General features: G+C 35.2%; 6 protein-coding genes. All 6 read left to right on the top strand.

The features are described from left to right. Positions 1-15: 15 nt before the first annotated feature. The 6 genes from AC2TDS_RS10255 to AC2TDS_RS10230 all read left to right on the top strand — a co-directional run bounded on the left by AC2TDS_RS10255 (position 16) and on the right by AC2TDS_RS10230 (position 23,293). Positions 16-468 (top strand): OmpH family outer membrane protein, encoded by a 453-nt coding sequence (locus AC2TDS_RS10255; protein WP_484735496.1) that lies wholly within the window; start codon positions 16-18, stop codon positions 466-468. 2 nt (positions 469-470) lie between these two features. After that, on the top strand, positions 471-1,079 hold the full coding sequence (locus AC2TDS_RS10250) for a hypothetical protein (RefSeq protein ID WP_484735495.1): 609 nt from the start codon (positions 471-473) through the stop codon (positions 1,077-1,079). 1,217 nt (positions 1,080-2,296) lie between these two features. Beyond that, complete coding sequence (locus AC2TDS_RS10245; RefSeq protein ID WP_484735494.1) at positions 2,297-8,413, top strand: hypothetical protein; 6,117 nt, start codon at positions 2,297-2,299, stop codon at positions 8,411-8,413. A gap of 85 nt (positions 8,414-8,498) precedes the next feature. Then, positions 8,499-12,113 carry a leucine-rich repeat domain-containing protein gene (locus tag AC2TDS_RS10240; protein ID WP_484735493.1) on the top strand — a complete coding sequence of 1,205 codons (3,615 nt, stop codon included), beginning with the start codon at positions 8,499-8,501 and terminating at the stop codon, positions 12,111-12,113. After that, positions 12,100-12,840, top strand: a complete 741-nt coding sequence (locus tag AC2TDS_RS10235) for a LolA3 family protein (RefSeq protein ID WP_484735492.1) — start codon at positions 12,100-12,102, stop codon at positions 12,838-12,840. The genes AC2TDS_RS10240 and AC2TDS_RS10235 overlap by 14 nt, the downstream gene beginning before the upstream one ends. A 10-nt stretch (positions 12,841-12,850) precedes the next feature. Beyond that, positions 12,851-23,293: an RHS repeat-associated core domain-containing protein gene (locus tag AC2TDS_RS10230; protein ID WP_484735491.1), complete on the top strand. Its 10,443-nt coding sequence runs from the start codon at positions 12,851-12,853 to the stop codon at positions 23,291-23,293. Positions 23,294-23,297 lie beyond the last annotated feature (4 nt).

Genomic DNA, 23,297 nt, shown 5'->3' with positions numbered 1-23,297 from the left:
GTTGTATTCTATACAATGCAATCAGATAAAAAAATTGTGTACATAGATAATGTAAAATTATTCAGTGAGTTTCATATGACTCAAGAGCTAGGAGAAATCAATGAGAAAAAATATGGCCCAGTACTTAGAAAATATGATAGTATGTTTAATTCTTTAACCATTAAAGAGAAAAACATGAAAACAAAAGTAAGAGTAACAAAAGCTGAGCAAGAAGATTATTTGAAATTAAAACAAAATGTTGTTGCAATGGATCGCGAAATCCAGCAAGTTAGACATCAGGTTAAGTCAGAAATTAACCAAAAGGTATGGGAAAGACTTAATACGTATGTGATAGATTTCGGAAGGGTAAACGATTATAATATTATACTAGGCGCACAAGGTCAAGGAAACATCATGTATTCCAAAGAACCATTTGACGCTACAGGTGAATTTATAGAGTATGCAAATTTTAAATATGAAGGAAATTAACCATGAAGAAAGCAATTTGTATCATAGCATTGAGTGTTGTTTTTTCCTGTAAAAAATCAACCGATAACGAGTCAAAAAGTGATAGTAACAATAACGGCCTAGAAGTTGTATATGATTTAGATAATTTTAAAGACCCAAAAAGGGATTTCAATTTTTTAGGAGAGGTGTTTGCAGGCCCCCAAAAAACAGTACTTATAAATGATATATTTTATTCTGTAGCCATTCTACCGAAAGAATACTTTATAAAAAAACACTTAAAAAAACAAGACTCTATAGACTTTCATATAAACAGCATAAAAAATGAAGAGGTACTCCAGTTCGATTTCCAACATTACCAAGGTAAGGATCTATTTAAAGACATTCCTCGAGAAAATATCGAAAGCTATATTAAACACCTTTCTTTTGGGATAAAGAAGCATTTTTTTGCAATCACGGAGAAAGGGGACACTATTCAGCCTAATGGAGTCTTTTTTGAACGGAATTTTAAGCTAACTCCTTATAAAAGAGTGCTGCTGTATTTTAAATTTCCACAAGAACAAAGTCGCCTACAATTAGTTTACAGCAGTGAATTATTTGATAAGCAACTAATTAAATTTCAGTTAACTAAATAACTAACTATGGTATATTTTAAACAATAAAAACAATGTTAAAGTTCATTTAAAACAAAATAAATATTGTACGTTTGCCGATGTATACTTATGGTTATTATGTGTTTATGGTATTAATAATCAAAGGGCAGATATACGTAGAAGACGATAAACTAGAATCACTGCAGTGCTGTTTTGAGATCTACTACAAATTGAGCAAATTGGTTAGGCATAAATAGAAAGTGTTTTGAAATTGTACAGACTATTAGCGTTGCTAAAATTCTGCTGGGGGGCATCTTATTGAAAAGATTTAATATAAGGGATATATATTCCTTTAATACAACTATTTTAAGAACAAATAGAAAGTATTTTGAAATTTTACAGACGGTTTGGCGGCACTGCTAAGTTTCTGTTATGAATTTCTTTTAGAGAGAAGTGCTATAGGGATTAAATGAAACCCCTAGAATACAACTTACTTATCAACAAATAGAACGTATTTTGAAATTTTACAGACGGTTAGCAGTACTGCTAAGTTTCTGTTATGGATTTCTTTTAGAGAGAAGTGCTATAGGGATTAAATGAAATTCCTCGAATACAACTACTTAACAACAAATAGAAAGTATTTTAAAGATTTACAGACGGTTTGGCGGTACTGCTAAGTTTCTGTTATGGATTTCTTTAGAGAGAAATGCTATAGGGATTACATAAAACCCCTCGAATACAACTACTTATCAACCAATAGAACGTGTTTTGAAATTTTACAGACGGTTAGCAGTACTGCTAAGTTTCTGTTATGGATTTCTTTTAGAGAGAAGTGCTATAGGGATTAAATGAAATTCCTCGAATACAACTACTTAACAACAAATAGAAAGTATTTTAAAGATTTACAGACGGTTTGGCGGTACTGCTAAGTTTCTGTTATGGATTTCTTTAGAGAGAAATGCTATAGGGATTACATAAAACCCCTCGAATACAAGAGCATAGAAACAAATAGAAAGTATTTTGAAATTTCACAGACGGTTAGCAGTACTGCTAAGTTTCTGTTGTGGATTTCTTTTAGAGAGAAGTGCTATAGGGATTACATAAAATTCCTCGAATACAACTGCATAAAAACAAATAGAAAGTATTTTAAAATTTACAGAGGGTTAGCGTAACCCCTAAGTTTCTGTTGTGGATTTCTTTTAGAGAGAAGTGCTACAGGAATTAAACAAGACTGCTTAAATATAAATAAAAAACATATTATGAATTTTTATCGAACTAGTAGAATTACTAAGGTTCTTTCAGTGTACATTGCATTAAGTTTAATTTTTCCACAAACTTTTTTCAGTTCAGTTTATGCAATGACTGGAGGTCCGTCACAACCTGAGTTTAATTCCTTTACCCCTATTGGCACTACAGATATGGTTGATTTAACCTCTGGAGATTTCAAGTATAACATCCCTATCATGGATGTTGGAGGCTACCCGTTAAATCTTGCGTATACCTCAGGAGTGAATATGGACCAAGAAGCATCTTGGGTAGGTTTAGGGTGGAACTTAAACGTAGGTCATATAAACAGGAGCGTTCGGGGCTTACCTGATGATTTTGATGGGAGCCAAGAAAATGGGGATGAGATGGTGTATGAAAATAATTTTAAAACAAATAAAACTTTTGGCGGACACTTTAATGTAGGAGCATCTTTTTTTGGACTAAATGAATTAGCAGGAGCAAATATAGGGTTAGGAATACAGTATAATAACTACAATGGATATACGGCAACACCTTCTATAGGTATGTCTTTTAAACTTGGTAATCTGGTGCGTTTAGGGATGGATGTCTCGGGCTCTGTCACCGACGGTCCAACAGTATCTCCTTCAGTTTCTATTTCCAAAAAAGTAGGAAAGGAAGAAGATATTAGTGTAGGTGGAAGTATAGGGCTTTCTATAAATTCCAGAAAGGCTTTGACTTCACTTAACTTGAGTGCGAGTGTTGGAAGGACTAATAATAAAGGAAAGTTAACATATAAAGGTGGTTCAATAGGAACGAGTATCGATTTTAATGACCATATGCTATTTACCCCAACCAAAAGAGTGAGAACGGCCACAGCACATTCAACCTATAGTGCAGCTATTGGAGGTACAGTATTTGGTATCAGTGGCCAGGTAAAGGTTACCGGCTTTGGCTCAGTTCAAGAAATTCATGATTCTGAGAAAAACAAATCAGTTGCAGCCTTTGGGTATGAACATACTGAAAAAAATGAAAAGTCTAATACCAATGGGATATTGGATTTTGTACGAGAGAAAGACCGAAATTTTAGTAAACATACCACGGTGCTGCCCATAACCAACTATACCTATGATAACTATGTGGTTGCTGGTCAGGGGGTTTCGGGTAGTTTTAGGCCTTACAGAGGTCAAGTAGGTTTTGTTAACGATACTCATGTTGCTGACTCAGGAGAAGGGCACAGTTTTGGTGCAGAAGGTGAAGGTGGTTGGATTTTTGCGGTAGGCTATGATTATACGAACTCAACTTCTTATTCAAGGTCAGGGATTTGGGATAAATCCAGAAGAAACTACGCTATAGATAAGTTTAAAAATGTAGACCACCCCAATCCATTGTATGAAAACGTTTTTTTTAAAGATGATGGTGATATGAACGTTGATAGTGAGCAACAGGGTACAGGTATGTATGCTTACAATAGCTTAGGGGCAGAGGAACCCATAAGATTTGTTATTTCAGGAGAGAGTAAAAAAAGAAGTTTAAGTAGTGCATATAAAATAAAAGATACTACATCAAATAGTACCTCAAATATATTTAACGGTACACTCAACGCCGATATATTGAAACCAATAAGAGGACCGAAGATTAGAAATAAGAGATTGTTGAGAAATCAGGTTATTCAAAAGGTTACGAAAGACGAAGCTCAAAAATTTGGCAGCGGTTTTTTTACATCAAATGACAATGCAAAAGGCCACCATACAGCAGGTTTTAATATTATAAAACCAGACGGAAGCCGCTATGTTTATGGTTATCCGGCGTATAATATCACTAAAAAGGAAGTAACTTTTGCCGTTTCAGGAAGGTCAAATAACGTAGATTGTGATACAGGTTTAGTTACTTATGACCCTAATTACAATAGCGGGGATACGGACATTAAAAAGGGTGATAATACTATATATAATAAAAAAGGAGTTGATAATTATTTCAACCGAACTACCACACCAGCACATGCACATTCGTATTTAATCACTTCTGTTTTGTCTGCTGATTATGAAGATGTCAAGGGAGATGGGCCAACAGATGATGATTTTGGGGCGTACACGAAATTTAACTATACGACACCTTATAATTATAAGTGGAGAGTGCCATTTAAAAAAGATAAAGCTACTTTAAATAGAGGGCTATACTCACATACCAATGATCAAAAAGGGAATTATATATACGGTGAACGTCAACAGATTTATATAAAAACGATAGAAACGAAAACACATATAGCGGTTTTTGGTTTATCAGATAGAAAAGATGGTTTAGGAGTTAAAGATGAAAATGGCGGTAGAGATACCAATGCAACTACACAGAGGATAGATAAAATTTCATTATACTCCAAAAAGGAGTATGAAGAGCAAAAGGAAGCAGCGATTCCTATTAAAGTAGCTCATTTTGAGTATGATTATTCGTTGTGTAGAGATATTCCGAATAATATTAGAATCAGTACACCCGGAGAGCTCAATCAAGGAGGGAAGCTGACCCTAAAAAAAATCCACTTTACCTATAGAGATTCAAACATGGGTGCCTATATGCCTTATAAGTTTAAGTATGGCCAGATAGATACTGATAATGATGGAGTTTTTGATGAGGTTATAAACCCATCATATCATATAAAAGGATATGATATTTGGGGAAATTATAAGGAAAACAAAGGAGATGGATGTAATGTAGATGCAATACCATCAAATTCGGAATTTCCTTATACAGAGCAAACAGATCAGTTGACCGCAGATAAAAACACCACGGCATGGTCATTAACCTCTGTTGAACTACCATCAGGAGGTGATTTGAACTTACATTATGAGTCAGATGATTACCAATTTGTACAAGACAAAAAGGTGATGCAGCTTTATCAGGTAGTGGGTGCTGGTGAAACAAGTGATCCTTCGAGCGATGAAATACACAATACACGTTTGTACAATCCTAATTTTGATAACAAATACTTGTATGTAAAAATACCAGAACTTTATAAAAACAAGGAGGCACACTATTTTAGTAAAGGTCTGGAAGGAGAGCCTATTTTCTTTAAGTTTTTACTCAATATGACGAATAAGAGTCATTATCAGTACGACTATGTAAGTGGGTATTTGTACCTTGATGGAGAGGTAGAGAAATTTACAGAGGGTAATGATGAGTTTCTAAGTATTCCAATGAAATTGTTACCACGTGATAGAAAAGGAATTCCATTGTTCACTCCATTGATAAATCCAGTTTCAAAAGCAGGGATGTATTTTGGTCGTACCAACATGAATCGTATTGTATATCATGACGATGGTCAATATGCGTCTGGTGCTCGTTTTATGGATGTTATAAAAGAAATATCAAAGTCGATTGCTACGTATGCAGATATCGGAAAAGGCCCTAATAAGGTGCTTCGGGAGAAGAATTGCGCTGGTAGATTTAAACCTAATAAATCATGGATTCGTTTATATAACCCAATACAAAAAAAATATGGTGGAGGCTTACGAGTAAAGAAGTTACAAATGACGGATAACTGGGATGTCATGACAGGTAAGGAAGATAACCCTCTCTATAAAAAGAACTATGGTCAAGAATACTATTATCAAAATATAGATAACACTAGTAGTGGGGTAGCAACCTTTGAGCCTAATGGAAGTAGAGAAAATCCGTTTGTTATTCCTATGTATGATAGAGAAACCTCAGGAGCAGACGCTGTAATAGCCCCGATGGAATCGAATTATGTAGAAAAGCCGATAGGAGAGTCGTTTTTTCCAGCGCCCACGGTAACCTATGGCAGAGTTCTCGTTAAAAATTTAGCGCATGAAAACATTGGTAAACATGCAACCGGAAGGGTAGAGCATAAATTTTATACGTCAAAAGATTTTCCTACCAAAACGGATTATACCGCATTAACACCTGGAAAAGGGGTGTTGGTTGATGAACCAGGGGTTATAAGTAATTTTTTAAACTTTAGTGTTAAATACCACATAACGGCGTCACAAGGTTTTGTTGTAGAAACCAACAACATGAACGGGAAACCTAAAGAGCAATGGGTTTATACAGAAAACGGAATTTCACCTATTTCTGGTGTAAAATACCAATACGATTTAAACGACGATGGTTCATTGAACAATATTCAAAAAACCATTAATAATAGCGGAGAAATTTACGATGCCTCTATTGGGGTAACCTATGATGTGGTAAATGATTTTAGAGATAATTATAGCAGCGAGATAACAGTGGGTGTAAACACCAATGTCGCAGGGTTTCTTGCTGGTTTTTGGCCAGCTTTGGTTCCTCTTCCTTTACCAGACTTCGAAAGTCACGAGAATGTTTTTCGCTCGGCGGTAACCACAAAAGTAATTAAGAAAAAGGGTATTTTAAAAAAGAAAATAGCCTACGATTTAGGCGCGCAGGTGTCAACTGAAAACTTAGCATGGGATGCTGAGTCAGGGGAAGTCTTAGTGACCCAAACAAAAAATGCATATGGCGATCAGTATTACAATATGAATTATCCGGCATATTGGAAGAATGATGGAATGGCATCAGCATCTAGAAACCTTGGGGTTTCAGGTAAACTGACTGTTGGTGAAACAGAGGGGTATTTCGTAATAGCTGATTCACAATTGGTAAATTCTTTACAGATTGGCGATGAGCTAAATGCTATTGTAAGAGGGACAATTGAAATTAATGGTTTTTTACGACAGGGTATTCCTATTATGCCATTTGTTAACTATCCTAAGCTTTGGGTGGTGGGTAAAACAGGAAATAGAGTTGTGTTAATGAATAGGTATGGTAGAATATTCAATGAATGCCAGAATTCAGAAGTAGTAACAAGAAGAATTGATCATATTGCTTTTAAAGTTAGTCGCTCTGCACACCGTAATCTACAGTCTGCATCAATGGCGAGTATTACAACAAAAATAAACCCGATTGTTAATACTGATAATAGCTATAGAGATAAGATCCCTTCTTTTGAGGCGATCAATCCACAAGAATCAAAAATTATAAATGCGAGTGCCGTAGAATACAGTGATTTCTGGAAACCCGTAAATCAAAATGGCAATAAGTATTTTGTAACCGACGGAAGTGTTTATAAAAATCAAAGTACAGGTGAACTCGATGAAACTAAATTACTTGATTTATATAAAGACTATAGTATAAATCCGTATGTATATAATATTAGAGGAAGTTGGAAAGCTAAAAAATCGTGGGCCTATTTAACGGGTAGGTATCATTCGCAGGATGTCAATACGAGAAATGATGGGTATTTTACAAGTTTTACCCCATTTTACAAATATGACAACGGATGGGAAATTAACGAGCAGGCAATTAGTGTGTTGTCTGAGACGAAATGGGCCTTTGCCAGTGAAGTTACGCAGTATGCTCCTCAAGGAGTTGAATTAGAGAATAAAGATGCGTTGAATAGGTATTCTTCTGCACAATATGGATATGTATATACTTTACCTACGTCGGTAGCCTCAAATACCCAGTATAAGGAATTAGGGTTTGATGGTTTTGAAGACTATGAGAACCTTGTTGTTTCGGAAGCGACTTCCGTTGAGCACTTTAGCTTTACAGATGCCTACGATAAGGATAAAGCGGCAGTCATTACTGTTAATGAATCACACACAGGAAGAAAAAGTATTGAAATAGGTCCAGGAAAATCAGTTAGTCTGATTAAAAAACTAAACGATGTAAACCCTGAAAAGGTGGAATATTGTGTGAAGGAGGAAGCTGAACCTGAACCAGTGGAAGGTACAGGTGAGGTTACTGTACTTTTTGACGATACGGTGAATTCCTATTGTGGCGGAGACATCAAGGCATTTAATATTACAGGGAGTCCCAATCAGGTCTTTAGATATGAAATAGAAGTATTAAATGAGGCAGCTGACCACGGGGCAGATGTTTATTTCACGAATGGTAAAACAATCAGTTTTCTAGGTGTAGATGAGAAGGGTGTTTTAAGTGAAGGAAATATTGTTTTAGATTCAAATGGAAATTCTTCCAAGATAGTGTTTGATGCGTGCGCAAGACCATGTCGTTGGGGAGTCAATGAGATTGAGGTTAAATTGTCCATTTTTTCTGGAAATGAATTGATAGAGATAATCGGGCTTAGAGATTCTGATGATCAATGTGAAAAACACTAATAATTTACCAGAGCACTAAAAAAATAATCATGCATACATGTTTTTATCGAATAACATTGGCCTTCAATACTAATAAAATTATACTATGAAAAACAATATACAACAATACATAGTTATCTGTTTTCTTTTGCTTGGTTATATTAAAGCAATAGGGCAAGATCTAGAATCATTAGCTTGTGAACATGCGTTGGTGGACCAGGTGAACACAGTGGAAGTAGATGATAATTCTGCAGTAATTAACTGGTATGACGGAGACATACAGGAACAAGAGTATGTCGTAAAAATTGGAAAACAAGGATTTAGTCCCAATAATAATGACCAAGTAATTTACGAAGCAGAAACTAAAGATGCCATCGTTTTTGTTGGTGGTTTGAAAGCCAATACTACTTATGAAGTATACGTTAAACTGCATTGTCAAGAAGATCATTTTTATAGAAAACGATCTTTTACAACTACGGATAGCAAACCACAGAGTCGATTTTTGGTAAAAGCGTCTACACCACAGGAAGAAATAGATGCCTTGTGGGCTTTGTACAATAGCACCAATGGATCGCAGTGGAGAAATACAAAAGTAAATAATAAGCCTTGGTCACTTGATATCCCAATATCCGAGTGGTATGGGGTGAGTTTAGATGAGGAAGGTCACGTAAATGAATTAAATCTGTTCAACAATAACCTTACAGGCTCTTTAAGTCCTTTAATAGGGAAGTTATCTAGAATAACGAAGATAAATTTTTCGTATAACACAATATCGGAGATTCCAAGTGAAATGGGTGATTTGTCAAGCTTAACGAGTCTTTACTTAGTAAGAAACCAGATATCAAGCTTACCAATAGAATTATTTAACCTAAATAAATTGATTTATTTGTTTTTAACTAGCAATAAAATCTCAGTGATCCCTTCTCAAATAGGAAATTTAGTAGACTTGAAGGAGTTAAATATATCAAAAAACATCTTGAGTTTTATTCCTTCAGAGATCGGTAATTTACTGAATTTAACGAACCTGAACTTAGGGAATAACAACCTTTCAGGATCTTTCCCTATTAGCCTTGTAAAGCTGAATAGCTTAGGTGTATTAAATTTAACGTATAATAAATATAACGGATCAATCCCCGAATCGTTGGGCAACCTTACTAATTTAACAGGTTTGTTTTTGTTTCATAACCAATTGTCAGGCAATATCCCTGACTCTTTAGGAAACCTTACCAATTTGACAGGTTTATCATTGGGGAATAATCAATTAGAAGGTAGTATTCCAGATACTTTAGGGAATTTAAGAAATTTAAAGAATTTACATTTGTATGGTAACCAACTCTCAAAGAGTATCCCTAATTCTTTAGAGGGACTCATCAGTTTAGCAAGTTTACATTTGTATGGGAACCAACTCTCAGGTAGTATTCCTGAGTCTTTAGGCATGCTTACTAATTTAGTAAGTGTATATCTGTATCAAAATCAACTCTCAAGTACAGTCCCTAGTTCTTTAGGGAATCTTACTAAATTAAGATATTTATATTTATTTGATAATCAATTATCGGGCGGCATTCCTTCTCAGCTAGTGCCTTTAACCGAGAAAAACTTGAATTATTTTAAGATTCAAAATAATAATTTTGTATTCAAAGATTTTGAACAAGAGTTCCAATCATATAAGTCAAATCTTAGAGCTTTTAGTTACGCCCCACAAGGCAAGGTAGATACTCAAGAAAATATAACCGTTACCTCGGGAGGGTCAGTAACACTTACTAGCCTTGATTTAACCAGTCCCAACAATACCTATCAATGGTATAAAGACGGAGTAGCCATTCTGGGAGCAATCAATAAGGATTTGGTCTTGGAAAATGCCACGGATGATATGGCGGGTGTATATGTTTTAAAAGCAAAAAACACAATATTTTCTGAAAGTCCTGAATTTATTATTGAAAGAGAGCCAATTACTCTTGAGGTAACTGAAGCATTATGTGGTGTGTCAGCTGTTGAGAAGAATGCTTTATGGGATTTGTATACGGCCAGCAATGGGGTACATTGGAAGAACACCCTAGCAGGCAATAAATCTTGGAGTCTTGATACGCCAGTATGTGATTGGTACGGTGTTACAGTGGATACCGAAGGGAAGGTAATTAGATTAATTTTAACAAATAATGATTTGGTAGGCACCATTCCTGAATCTTTGGGTGACCTTATCAATTTAACAGATTTATCATTGTATGGTAACCAGTTAACTAGCAGTATTCCTGAATCTTTGGGGAATCTTACCAATCTAATAAAGTTACATTTTTATAACAATAAACTGTCAGGCAGTATTCCAAATTCTTTTGGTGATCTTATCAATGTAAAAGTTTTAATATTGGGTGAGAATCAACTTTCAGGTAGTATTCCTGTTTCCTTAGGAAACCTTACCAATTTAACAAGTTTATTATTACATGGTAATCAATTAACTGAAAGTATCCCCCATTCTTTGGGGAACTTTATCAATTTAACAAGTTTATCATTACACGGTAATCAATTAACAGGCAATATCCCCGCTTCCATAGGAAACCTTACCAATTTAACGGATTTAAATTTGTACGGTAATCAACTTTCAGGTAGTATTCCTGATTCATTTGGGAATCTTGACCGTTTAAGTATCTTGAATTTAGGGAGTAATCTACTTTCAGGTAGTATCCCTAGTTCTTTAGGGAACCTTACCAATTTAAAAAATTTACTTTTAAATAACAATCAATTATCGGGACGTATTCCTTCTGAGCTGGCATCTTTAGCCGAGCATAACTTGAGTAGTTTTAGGATCGAAAACAATGCTTTTGTATTCAAAGATTTTGAACAAGAATTCGATAAGTACACATCTAATTTGGTTGTTTTTAATTATGCCCCACAAACTAGGGTAGATATAGTTTCAAATAAGCGTGTTCAATTAGGAAAATCGATAACACTTACCAGTAATGTTTTAACCAGTTCTAACAATATTTATCAGTGGTATAAAGACGGCGTTGCTATTTCAGGAGCGACTCGTAAAGATTTAGTATTAAGTGATGTAACTAGAAATGATATTGGTGTTTACCATTTTTTGATTACCAATACCATTGTTGATAGTTTAACCCTAACGCTTAATTCTATTACGCTTGAAGTTGTTGATGACCCGGTGATCGATCCAGTTTCAATAGAAATAATAGAGATTACTGATGGAGGGTCTTTTCGCCCCTTATATGAGAAAAAATATATGATTAGTGGTTGGGTAAAAGAGAATACACTAGATGATTTACGATCACCGACGTATACTAACTCTGCAATTCGGCTTTATACAGTTGCCCTAGAATCAGGAAGCTTATCCGAGCCTATTCATATAGGAGATTTTTATCCACAAGGAAATATCATTGATGGTTGGCAGCTAATAGAAGGGGTTTTTACCATTGCAAGTTATGAAAATAGTGACGAAGCAGCAGTTAATAATTTGGTAATAGAATTAAAAAACACCTCATCAGCAATTACGAGTTATTTCGACGACATTAGAATTTATCCATTCAATGGCAGCATGAAGAGTTTTGTGTATGATAATCAGACGAAAAAATTGATGGCAGAATTAGACGAGAATAACTATGCTACCTATTATGAGTATGATAAAGAAGGCGGTTTAGTTCGGGTAAAAAAAGAAACAGTAAAAGGAATTTTCACTATTCAAGAAACCAGATCAAGTAATGCGAAGGACTAAACATAAAATTAAAATAAGCACTGGTTTACTAGCAACGGTTGTTGTTTTGTTGGTAACCATGGGTGTAAGCTCTCAGAATTCAAAGGCGCTTGATATTATGCATACTTATGCAGAGCGTTTAAAGAAGAATCAAGAGTATCAGGTTGATATTATCTATAAAATATATAAAGGACTTGAATCTAAAGAGGCTCACGAGACTATGTCAGGAGTTCTTTATAAGAAACAAGGGAATACGTATAGTAAAATAGGGGAATCAGAAATTGTAAGCACCTCTTCGAAGTATTTGAAGATCAATCATAAAGAAAAGGCGATGTTAATCACGGATCCAGTACAGCAATTAAATCAATTCGATATTGATTTGACTGAGCTATACAAATATGTTGATGTAAAGATTTTGGAAGAAACCGACAGGTATTTTAAGTTAGAATTCACGCCCAAAGGAGCAATTACGCAACTTCCATTTAGTTCATTAATCATTAGCATGAATCGAGATTCATATTTAATAACAAGACAGACGTTTCATTATTATTCAAACATAAACTTTTCGAAAGATTACAGAAATCCGGATCTATCAAAATTTAAACTTGAAGTAAGTTATAACAATTATAAAACACGCGGTTTTACAGTGTCTAATAAAGTTTTTAACATCAATAGATACGTAAGAGAATCAAAAGAAGAAATAATTGTATCACCTCAATATAAGGGTTACGAGTTAGTTAACATGTAAAAAAAATACTATGACAAAAATAAATAAATTAAAACTACTGTATTTTCTACCCTTATTTTTAATTGGAGTAGAACTGTTTTCACAAGAACTAGTTGAAAAAGATAAATTACACACCAGTGTTTCATCGTACCTAACTAGTAGCAATTCTAGAGTTGTTTCATTTGTTACCTATGTTGAAATAGGCATTTTAAACAACCAAGCACCGTATGAAGAGATTACTACTACGGTAGCCCTAGAGGTAAACAAGCTCAATGAGTTCGGCGTAGAGGTACCCGGTTCAGGGCCTTATACAAAAACTTTAGAGGTCACCAATAATCAAGTAGATATGGGAGCGCCTTATATAGATAAGGTTGTTCATAAAATAGCATCATTCGGTGCAGCGGTTACCGTTACAGATATAAGTTATGATAGCAATGGAGACATCACCACGGGTAATCCCGGTAATGTTTACATCAAGGTTTGGTCGGTAAATGATGTTATTGATCCGATACCTCAGAGTCCAAATTACTCGTTAGAAGTATCCAAAATAGAGAATGATACAAGCATACGGTTTAACTGGTTGCCAGTAACAGGGGCAGAAGAATACCATTTAGAATGGACATGGGTTGACAATTACAAGGAAGATGTTTCATCGGATGGAGTAATAGAGAAAGAAGATCTTCCATTTACCGAGAGAGAATTTGCCCATAATAACACCCGTATTCAAACTTCTGATACGAGTTATACAATACCGAATATTTATGATTCAGGATATGTATTGGCTCGAGTAAGAGCAGTGGGTCGTTTTTTAGAGAAACCAGAAGTTACGTATACCGGAAAATGGAGCCATCATGATATAGTAAAAGAAAAAGTAGCTGATTGGCCAAACACGGTAGTTGCTTCACATGAAGAATCGAAAAAGAATTGGCAATTACAAATGTCATTTGCAGAAGAGGGGAAGAAAAAAGAAGTTGTGAGTTATTTTGACGGAACACTAAGAAACCGTCAAACCGTTACAAAGATAAATAGTAGCGATAAAGCTATCATAGGAGAGGTTATTTATGATTTCCAAGGGCGTCCGGCAGTAGAGATTTTACCAGTACCTACCGATAATACGATTGTTAAATTTTATGATGATTTTAATTTAAATGCAGCAGACGCAATTTATACCTATCGTGATTTTGATTTAGATGGAGGTAATTGTGATTCTCAGTTATCACCGATGTCAACAGCCATTGGTGCAGGGAAGTATTATTCAGCCAATGTAGAAGAGAATCAGGATAAAAACTGGCAAAACTTAGTAGCAACGGCCAAGGGATATCCTTTTTCACAAATAGAATATACCCCAGATAATACGGGAAGAATACGAAGAAAAGGAGGAGTTGGATACCGACATCAATTAGATACTGGTCATGAGATGAAGTATTTTTATGAAACTCCTAACAGCAGGGAAGAATTAACGCGTTTATTTGGAGAAATCAATGTTGGTGATGTAAAGCATTATAAAAAAAATAGTGTAATAGACCCCAATAAACAAGTTAGCGTAAGTTATATTGATGCTCAAGGACGTACAATAGCCACAGCACTAAGAGGGGCTTCCCCATCATCATTAACCCCATTAAAAGATGAAGTTGATGCCGAGGGAGAGCTACATAATAGTTTAACAACAGATATTTTAAATAACCGATGGTCGAGTACTTATAGTCCAGCCAATTTAGATGATACACTACTGTCAACCAGAGAAATAATAGCAGTTGAAGATAACAGTGTTTTTACCTTTGACTATAGTTTTACCAAGGAAAAAGATTATGTAATCGATTGTGGAGCTGAGGATTCTAGTACCTATAAGTTTGTGTACAATTTAAATTTTTCAGTATTAGATGAGTGTGGTGTTGAATATGTAGATGGAGGTGAAGACACATTAACAGAGCCAGGGTTTGTTAGGCAATATTCAGTAAACGACTTAAAGATAGGGAGTTATTCGGTAACTAAGAGTTTAAAGGTTAATAAAGACTCATTAAACTATTTTGCCGATCAATATATCGGAAAGCTACAAGACACAACGAGTACTTGTTATGTAGATCCGAATGCCTTTGCACCTAATATTTCGATAAAAGGTTGTTTAGACATCTGTCAACAGTGCATATTTGATTATGGGGTTAAAATGATAATTTTTCATAAAGATTCAAACGATCATTTTGTTGCCTATCCGGTAGATTCATATGACCATTATATAGCTGCTCAAAATGAGTTTGTATTAGGTGAGCTAGAAGATTTGTATCCTGATGATATTATTAGTTATCAAGACGGTGAGTTGAAGTGGGATAATTTAAGTTTAAATGTTTTCGACCTTAAACAGAATGAGTTATGGATCATAGAAGACTTTAATCAGAACATTACCTATGAGTATACACAAGAGGCTTATGATGAAGCACAACTCGAATATATTACCGAGCAGTTGCGTTTGTACTTTGACAAGGAGGGGTATGAAGATTATTTTGATTATGTAGATGGGGTTTTACAATTACCTACTGATTTACCAGAGAATCAAAAAACCTTAGCAGCCAATCTTGCAAAAACCTATAAACAAGATTTTGTTGAGGGTGTAGCCGCCTGTGAGGTGTCTTGTAATACAACAGTGATGTCATTTGATAGCTGTGATATTAACGAATCCCTTTTATTATTAGATATTAGCCCTGGGGGTCAATATGGAGCAACAGGGCCTGACCCTGATCTTGACCCTGAGCAAGATGACTGGATATTTAGTGTGTTTAATGAAGAGAATGAGCTTCCGCTTGTTCAGAGCGGTGTTACTGCTAATCATTGGCGTTTTCCAGTAGATCATCTTACGGATGAACGAAAATATTTAGATCAATATGGAGAACCTTCTAAAATTGAAGTAAATGAAAATAATGAGCCTGAAGTGATTAGTGGAGGTGCTTATTTTCAAGAAGACGGTAAAAAATGGGTCTATCCACATCAATTAAAACACCTATCTGATTTTCTTGATAATTGGCAAGATTCATGGGCAAAATCATTACTGGTATATCATCCTGAATTTGGTTACTATGTATATTCAGAAGATTTATGTAGTCTAGTGTACGATGTTGATGTTTATGATGTTTATAGGCAGGGAACCAAGCAGGTGGCATTGAACTCAGATCAATATGATTCTTATATCAGTCAAATAGAAACATATGAGGTAGCGAAAGAAAAGGCTGGTTTACTAGATCCGATATCAGGTATTATTGATGAAGACCCTTATTTTAATATGGGAATACCTCTTGAAGGGTCAGAAAAACAGCACTATAGAGAATTAAGAGAACGAATTATCAGGGATGCTCTGAGTAAGTATGACGGGATGACAGAAGATGGCATAGATGTAGGGATGCTAGAAGCGGCCTATATTACAGTGATTCATAGCGGACTTTCTGACTATACCCCTCAAGGATCGTTTAGTTTAATTGACTTAGAAAATGAAGTTTCTTCGGAGGCTTTGAGAAATAAAATATGGAAAACATACGTCTCTTTTTACGTTAGCCTAAAGAAAAAAATACAGCATGTTTTTATCAATAACTATGTAGCTAAAATGAAAACCCATAACATTAATGGGTTAAATGATTGTATAGGATCAGATCAATCGCCAAGTGATTATACTAACGTTTTGTCGGACTATAATTTAGGCGGACTTCAATGGATTCCAAATAATCCATACTATTGTACGGAAAACAGCTTATGGGAAACCAGAGAAAAACGATTTATTCCTATTGATAATTTATACGATTCGGAGAACCCAGAAGGTGCTTTAGAAGAAAATGGAGCCGAAGTTGATTACAACCAATATGTACAAACTGGTAAATGCCCGTTAGCTCATGATTTAGAATATACTTTAGATGGTATAGTAAACGATAAAATTAGCTCAGGTACAGATCAAGTATTAGCCTTAGATGATTTTGAAGAAAGGTATCAAGGTCAGTATGTAACCAATAGTGTTTTTGAAGCACTAGGAGGCCAGCCAAGTGAAGATATTAACATATCTAGTGAGGTAAATGGATCTGTAATTTCATTGCGTATCCAAGGCAAAGAAATTTGTAAATTAAATATTACAGGTACGGGTCTTTCCTGGAATGACTACAATATCGAGGCAGCAAGTTCAGGATGGTCCATACAAAACTTCAAAAATGTTTTTTATCAAGGATATGAAGAACAACCAAATAACAGTATTGTATATAAATTTAAGGTATTAGCAAAAACAATTGAAAATCAAAATCCTAGAGATGTGGTGTTCACGGGTACGACAACCTTGGCCATTGGAGAATGTAGGTTTGTTGATGAGCATGATACGGTAGATGGTGACCCGGCTGTTGGTGATGTTATCATTATAAAAGACGGAGGTCTTCTCAATGTTACCCCTTGTGATCGCTGTGAAAATGAAAGCGGATTAGATAATGATGAAGATGGAGTTGATAATGCCTGCGACAATTGTCCTGATAAATACAATCCAAGTCAGAATGATACCGATGGCGATGGAACAGGAAATGCCTGTGGTTTTTTAGGCAATCCATGCCCTGAAAGCCGTGATACTGATAAAGACAATGTAGGAAATGCGTGTGATAATTGCCCTAAAAGAGCCAACCCGGGTCAAGAAGATTATGATAATGATGGTGTAGGAGATGTTTGTGATAACTGTCCCAAAGTGATCAATCCTGATCAAGCCGATGATGATCATAACGGTGTAGGAAACGCTTGTGAGTCATCAATACCTGATTGTATTGATAATCCAGATAATCTCTTAGGATTTGAAAGTGATTTGATAGGGGTGTTTAAGGAAATAATTCAATCGAATTATATAAGTATTCCTGAGGGATGGAACTATTCAACACTTAATAATTCTTTTTCGCATGAAGATATTACCTTAAATAAATATTCCGATTTTACAAGGAAGTTTCAAACTACTCCCTACAGTGAAAATTTTGATATCGTCGTAAAGACTATTAAAGTTGAATCTGAATTACGCATAATTGATTTCACGATATCTTTAAGATCAGGGGATCCTGAAAGAGTCTATAATATGTATTTTAGGAGAGGTGAATTAAAAAATTTTCTAAATATTTCTAAAGTTTTAAGTATTGAAAAAACTGTATTTTATGCATATTATGGTGGATTTGAGATTTTATATCAAGACACTCAAGGAGATGAGCAATCCACTTATATTTTCATAAATTTTTCAAGGGATATAGAAGATAGTGAAAATAATGCTTTTAGTTTTGGGAATTTATGTGCAATTATAAACAAAGAGGGTATCGATGCCGTATACAATAATAGCCATTCTCGATATGCTCAAACTTCTCGAAGTTTATTAAATCGAGCAAATTTATTAGACGAACGAACAGTTATTAGTGAGGAGGAAACTAACCCCGATATAATTACGATCAATAATGGTTGTGATTGTATACCACAGCCTGTAGAACCGGTAAGTTGTGATACTGCGTATGCTGTTTTTAAAGACAAGTTAGAGGTACAAAAAGAAGAGCTGGTAGATCCATATGGCAATGAGACCTTACAAATAACAACCAATATAGAAGGCTATGTTTTAGGCGATGATTTTAGAGATCTTGATTTAGAGGGAAGAAACTATTTCTGTGCCATGAATTTTGGTTATATCGTAAACGATTATATCGAATACTTAGAAAAGATACTACCTCTAGATCAAGAGCACGGAAGAACAACAGAAAACAAATACTTTGTATCCTTAAATCAGTTTGGGAATACCTATTTAAATTACGGGTACGAAAAGATGTCGTCAGTAATAGCTGAATACAAAGTTTATTTAGAAGATACGTCGATTACAGAAAAAAGAAGATGGGTTAACTACGTTAATATAGAATACCGTAAAAACAACCCAGATGTATGTCCACCGAAAGCTCTAACACCAACCGGTATAGAGGTGCCTGTACCAAGACCCATTTGTGTCGACTTAGCAGAAAATCTATTAAACACCTATACCAGTGATAATTACCTAAACTATTTAGCAGAAGAAAGAGATCGTTTTATACGTACCTATACAAAACAAGCGTTAGAAGCTGCCGATGAGTCTTTACAAATGGAGTATAAAGATAAAGAATATCAATATACCTTATATTATTACGATCAGGCGGGTAATTTAGTACAAACCGTACCGCCAGAAGGAGTAGATAGAGTTGATCAAAACCATACATTTAAAACCCAGTACCGTTATAACTCACTAAATCAATTAGTGTGGCAAAATACACCTGACGGAGGAGAGACTAAATTTGCGTATGATCATTTAGGGCGTATTATAGCGTCTCAAAATGCAAAACAAGCTGCTTCTGAGACAGCAGGAGGTACGTTTAGTTATACAGAATACGATGTTTTAGGAAGAATTGTTGAGGCAGGAGAATTAAGTCCCAATAATTTGGGAGATGGGGTTTCGTACGGCATTAATCAATTAGGGAAGCTAGAAAAAACATTACATGGTTCAACAGAACAAGTGCAGAACTTTGATAAAACAATAGTTTCTAAAAGAGAAGTAAGCAAAACTATTTACGATTATTTACCAGAGAGTGCTGAATCGCCTATCGTGCAGAGAAATCTACGTAATAGGGTAGTAGCAGTTGCTCACTATGATACATATTATGAAGATCCTAATTTTTCAAATTATGAAAATGCTATTTTTTATAGCTATGATGCACATGGGAATGTAGAAAAAGTAGCCATTAAAATTAATGATAAAGCGCTTAGTAAACTGAATCAATCAGTAAAAATTACTGAGTACGATTATGATTTAATTAGTGGTAATGTGAATAAGGTAATTTACCAAAAAGATCAGAAAGATCAATTTATTCATCAATACCAATACGATGCCGACAATAGAATCGTGAGTGTTCAAACCTCGAAAGATGGTGTTATTTGGGATAATGAAGCGGCGTATACCTACTATGACCATGGTCCGTTGGCAAGAACCATAATTGGCGATAAGCAAGTACAAGGAGTTGATTATACCTATACACTACAAGGATGGTTAAAAAGCGTAAACGGAGAAACGTTACACCCTGAAAAAGATTTCGGTAAAGATGGTGCAGGTTCTAATAAAGTAGCTGAAGATGCTTATAACTATTCACTAGCGTATTATGCAGAAGATTATGAACCTCGTAAGGCAAGTATCAATGATTATTTCGAGGTAACCACCAGTAGTGAGTTAACACACAATCCAAACAACCTGTATAATGGTAACATAAAATCAATGGTTACCAACATGCAAAACCTTGAAAACACCCCTTTAGCAACGGCCTATAACCAATATCAATACGATCAGTTAAACCGTATCAAACAAATGGATGCGTATTTTGTAGAAGGGAATGCTGTTGAAAACCTTGAGAGTCTTCAAACGAAATATAGTTACGACCGCAATGGAAACTTAAAAAAGCTAAAAAGAGAAGCTTTTGGTAGTGATGGGGTACATGAGATGGATAAGTTCACCTATGAGTATGATCAAGATGCAGTTACTGGAGTTAAAAACAACCAATTAACGCTGGTAAGAGACGCGGGTAATTCAAATAATTTTAGCTCAGATATAGATGATCAAGCAGAACAATTAGAAGAATTAGGAATAACGTATGACTCAAGTGAAAGGGATTCACATAATTATATATACGATGAAATAGGTCAGTTAATAAAAGATCAAACCGAAGGTATTGAACATATTGATTGGACGGTTAGCGGAAAGGTAAAATCAATTCGAAAAAGAGTAGACGATTATGTTCAAAACATAAGTTTTACGTACGATGGTTTAGGCAATAGATTGTCTAAAAAAGTTGAAGGATTAGGTAAGGGTAGCCCCACGGTAACTACCTATTACATGCGAGATGCTCAAGGCAATGTGTTAGCTGTTTATAAAAATACGGCTAGAGATAGCGATGAGAAATTTACGCTAGAAGAACAGCATTTATACGGTAGCTCTCGATTAGGAATCGTTAACAATAATATTGAATTTGAAGGAGGAAAAGAAACGATTACACGAGAAGACTATTCGAGAGAAGTAGGAAATAAGCGTTACGAGTTAAGCAATCACTTAGGAAACGTTATCAATGTAATTTCAGATCGTAAATTTGTTTCAGGCGCTCGTCGAGTTATACAGAATTACACAACGGTAACCGATGATTTTAGCGAGTTCCGTTGGGAAGGCGCCGAGGTAGAAGACGCACAGTTAGTTATAAACACAGAAGGTCAGAAAATGACAATTGGGTCATATGACTATGCCCCTGGTAATTATCGTATTAGGTTCAATGTTTCTGAACTCTCAACAGTAGAAGATGGTGAAGTTTTTATGGCACTCACATCCGATCGAGATCTTAGTAATGATGAAGGAATTAAGTACGAAACCAGTGTAAGAAATGACAAACAGCAAATAGAATTTGAGGTAACAGACTATAAGGTATTACACCTAATTTTCTACTCACCTGATGTTGACTTTACAGGGTTAGCGAGCAATTTAGTAATTGAAAAAGTAAGTAAAATTGCAAAAGCCAGTGCTGTATACACCACTACATTTTCAAACCCTGAAGATATTTCGTTTTGGGAAGCCTCAACAAAAACCCAAAGTATCAGTATAGAAAATGAACGCTTAAAAGTGGTAACAGCCAAGCATCACAATGGTGTAACAGGATACTACCAACTTGAAGCTAATAAAGAGTATACCATAACGGTTCCTGTTGATATTAGTCAACTTACAGTACCATTAGAGTTTCGTATATGGCGACCGCGTAAAAAACCAGATTTCAGCACTATAGTAGCTGAAGATGGATTGGTGAAAATCACTTTTATACCAATCAAAACAACTGTATATCGTTTTACATTCAGAATTAAAAAGAAAAGATATAAAGGAGAAGCACAAACCTTCTATATTAATGAAGTTACGGTAACCAAACAAGGCAGTGAGGACCATGAAAATGAAATATACGCCACTTCATTTGATAATAATGATAAAGCCCTTTGGAAACCCACCAGTAAAAAGGAAAAAGTAGTTATAAAAAATGAGCGATTGCAAATAGATGTAGCCAAACATTCAAGAGGAGCTAAGGGGTCGTATCAATTAGAAGGAGGCAGAGACTATGCCATTAGTATTGCGGTAGATAAAACAAAATTTTCAGTACCTTTGGAATTCGGTATCTGGAAAGGAAATAGTAAAGAGTTTGGAACGTTCGTTACCGAAAGCGGAGTAGTCAGTACCATATTTACACCAAAAAGCACGGACAGCTACAGCTTTATCTTTAAATTGAGTAGCCCTGGATATAAAGGAGCAATACAAACCTTGTATATTGATGATGTTCTTATACAAGCAATAGAAGCCCCTGTAGAAGATCCAAGTTTTATTCCTGAAATTGTAGCCTATAATGACTACTATCCTTTTGGTATGCTCGTACCTAATAGGCATGGGCAGGCAGATTCTTATAGATATGGGTTTAATGGAAAAGAAGCTGATGACGAATTAAAAGGAGAGGGTAATAGTTACGACTTCGGTAGTAGAATGTATGACCCAAGAATTGCTAGATGGTTTGCAGAAGACCCAATGGGTCACGCACAACCCTCATCATCCCCATATTCGTTTGCAAATAATAACCCAGTAGTACTTATTGACCCTGATGGTGAATTACCAATAATACCATTATTAATAAAAGCAGGAGCAGCTGGTGCGGCAGATTTAATGATGCAAGTTGCAATGTCTTATTATTTTGATAGTGAAGTTGAATCTCTTGGGCAAGCATTTGATAAAGTAGATTACTGGCAAGTATCAAGGTCAGCAGCAGAAGGTTTAATTCCTTGGAAAGTACCAGGGGGTAAATTAGGTAAGGCAGCAGCAACAGCTGTTGGTGATGTTCTTATTAATGCTACTAAAGCAGGTCTTACAGGTGGAGAATATTCTAAATCTCAAGCGGTACAAGATTTTACAGCAGGTTTTTTAAGTGATTTAGCAGGTGGAGAAATAGGTGATTTAGTTAAAAAATATGGAGGAAATAAGGTTCGACAAGTATTTAGTAAATTAGGTTTACCAGAACCCAAAATTGAATGGAAAGCAAAATTAGACGTAGATGGTAAATTTGGAAGGTCTAGTTATAAATATAGAACGAATTTAGAAGCGTTTAGCGGAGTGAAACCGAAAGCAGGACAGCAGGCTCATCATATGTTACCAAAAAACAAAAAATTCGCAGAATTTTTTGGAGAGAGTGGAATAGATGTTAATGACCCACAATTTATGAAATGGATGGATTCAGGAAGTGCACCTGGTTCTCATTCTGGTAAATTCAATTCTGAATACGATAAGCTTTGGACAAAATTTATAGAAAATAGTGGTGGCAAAAAATATTCTAAAAAGACATTAATGGAAAAAGCCAAAGTACTAGAAAAAAAGGCGCAAGCAGTAGCTGAAGATTATTATAAAAATAAGAAATCATAGAAGT

This window comes from Tenacibaculum profundicola (genome assembly GCF_057220795.1).
The sequence above is the reverse complement of the archived record's forward strand: the minus strand, read 5'-3'. Positions and strand labels throughout refer to the sequence as shown.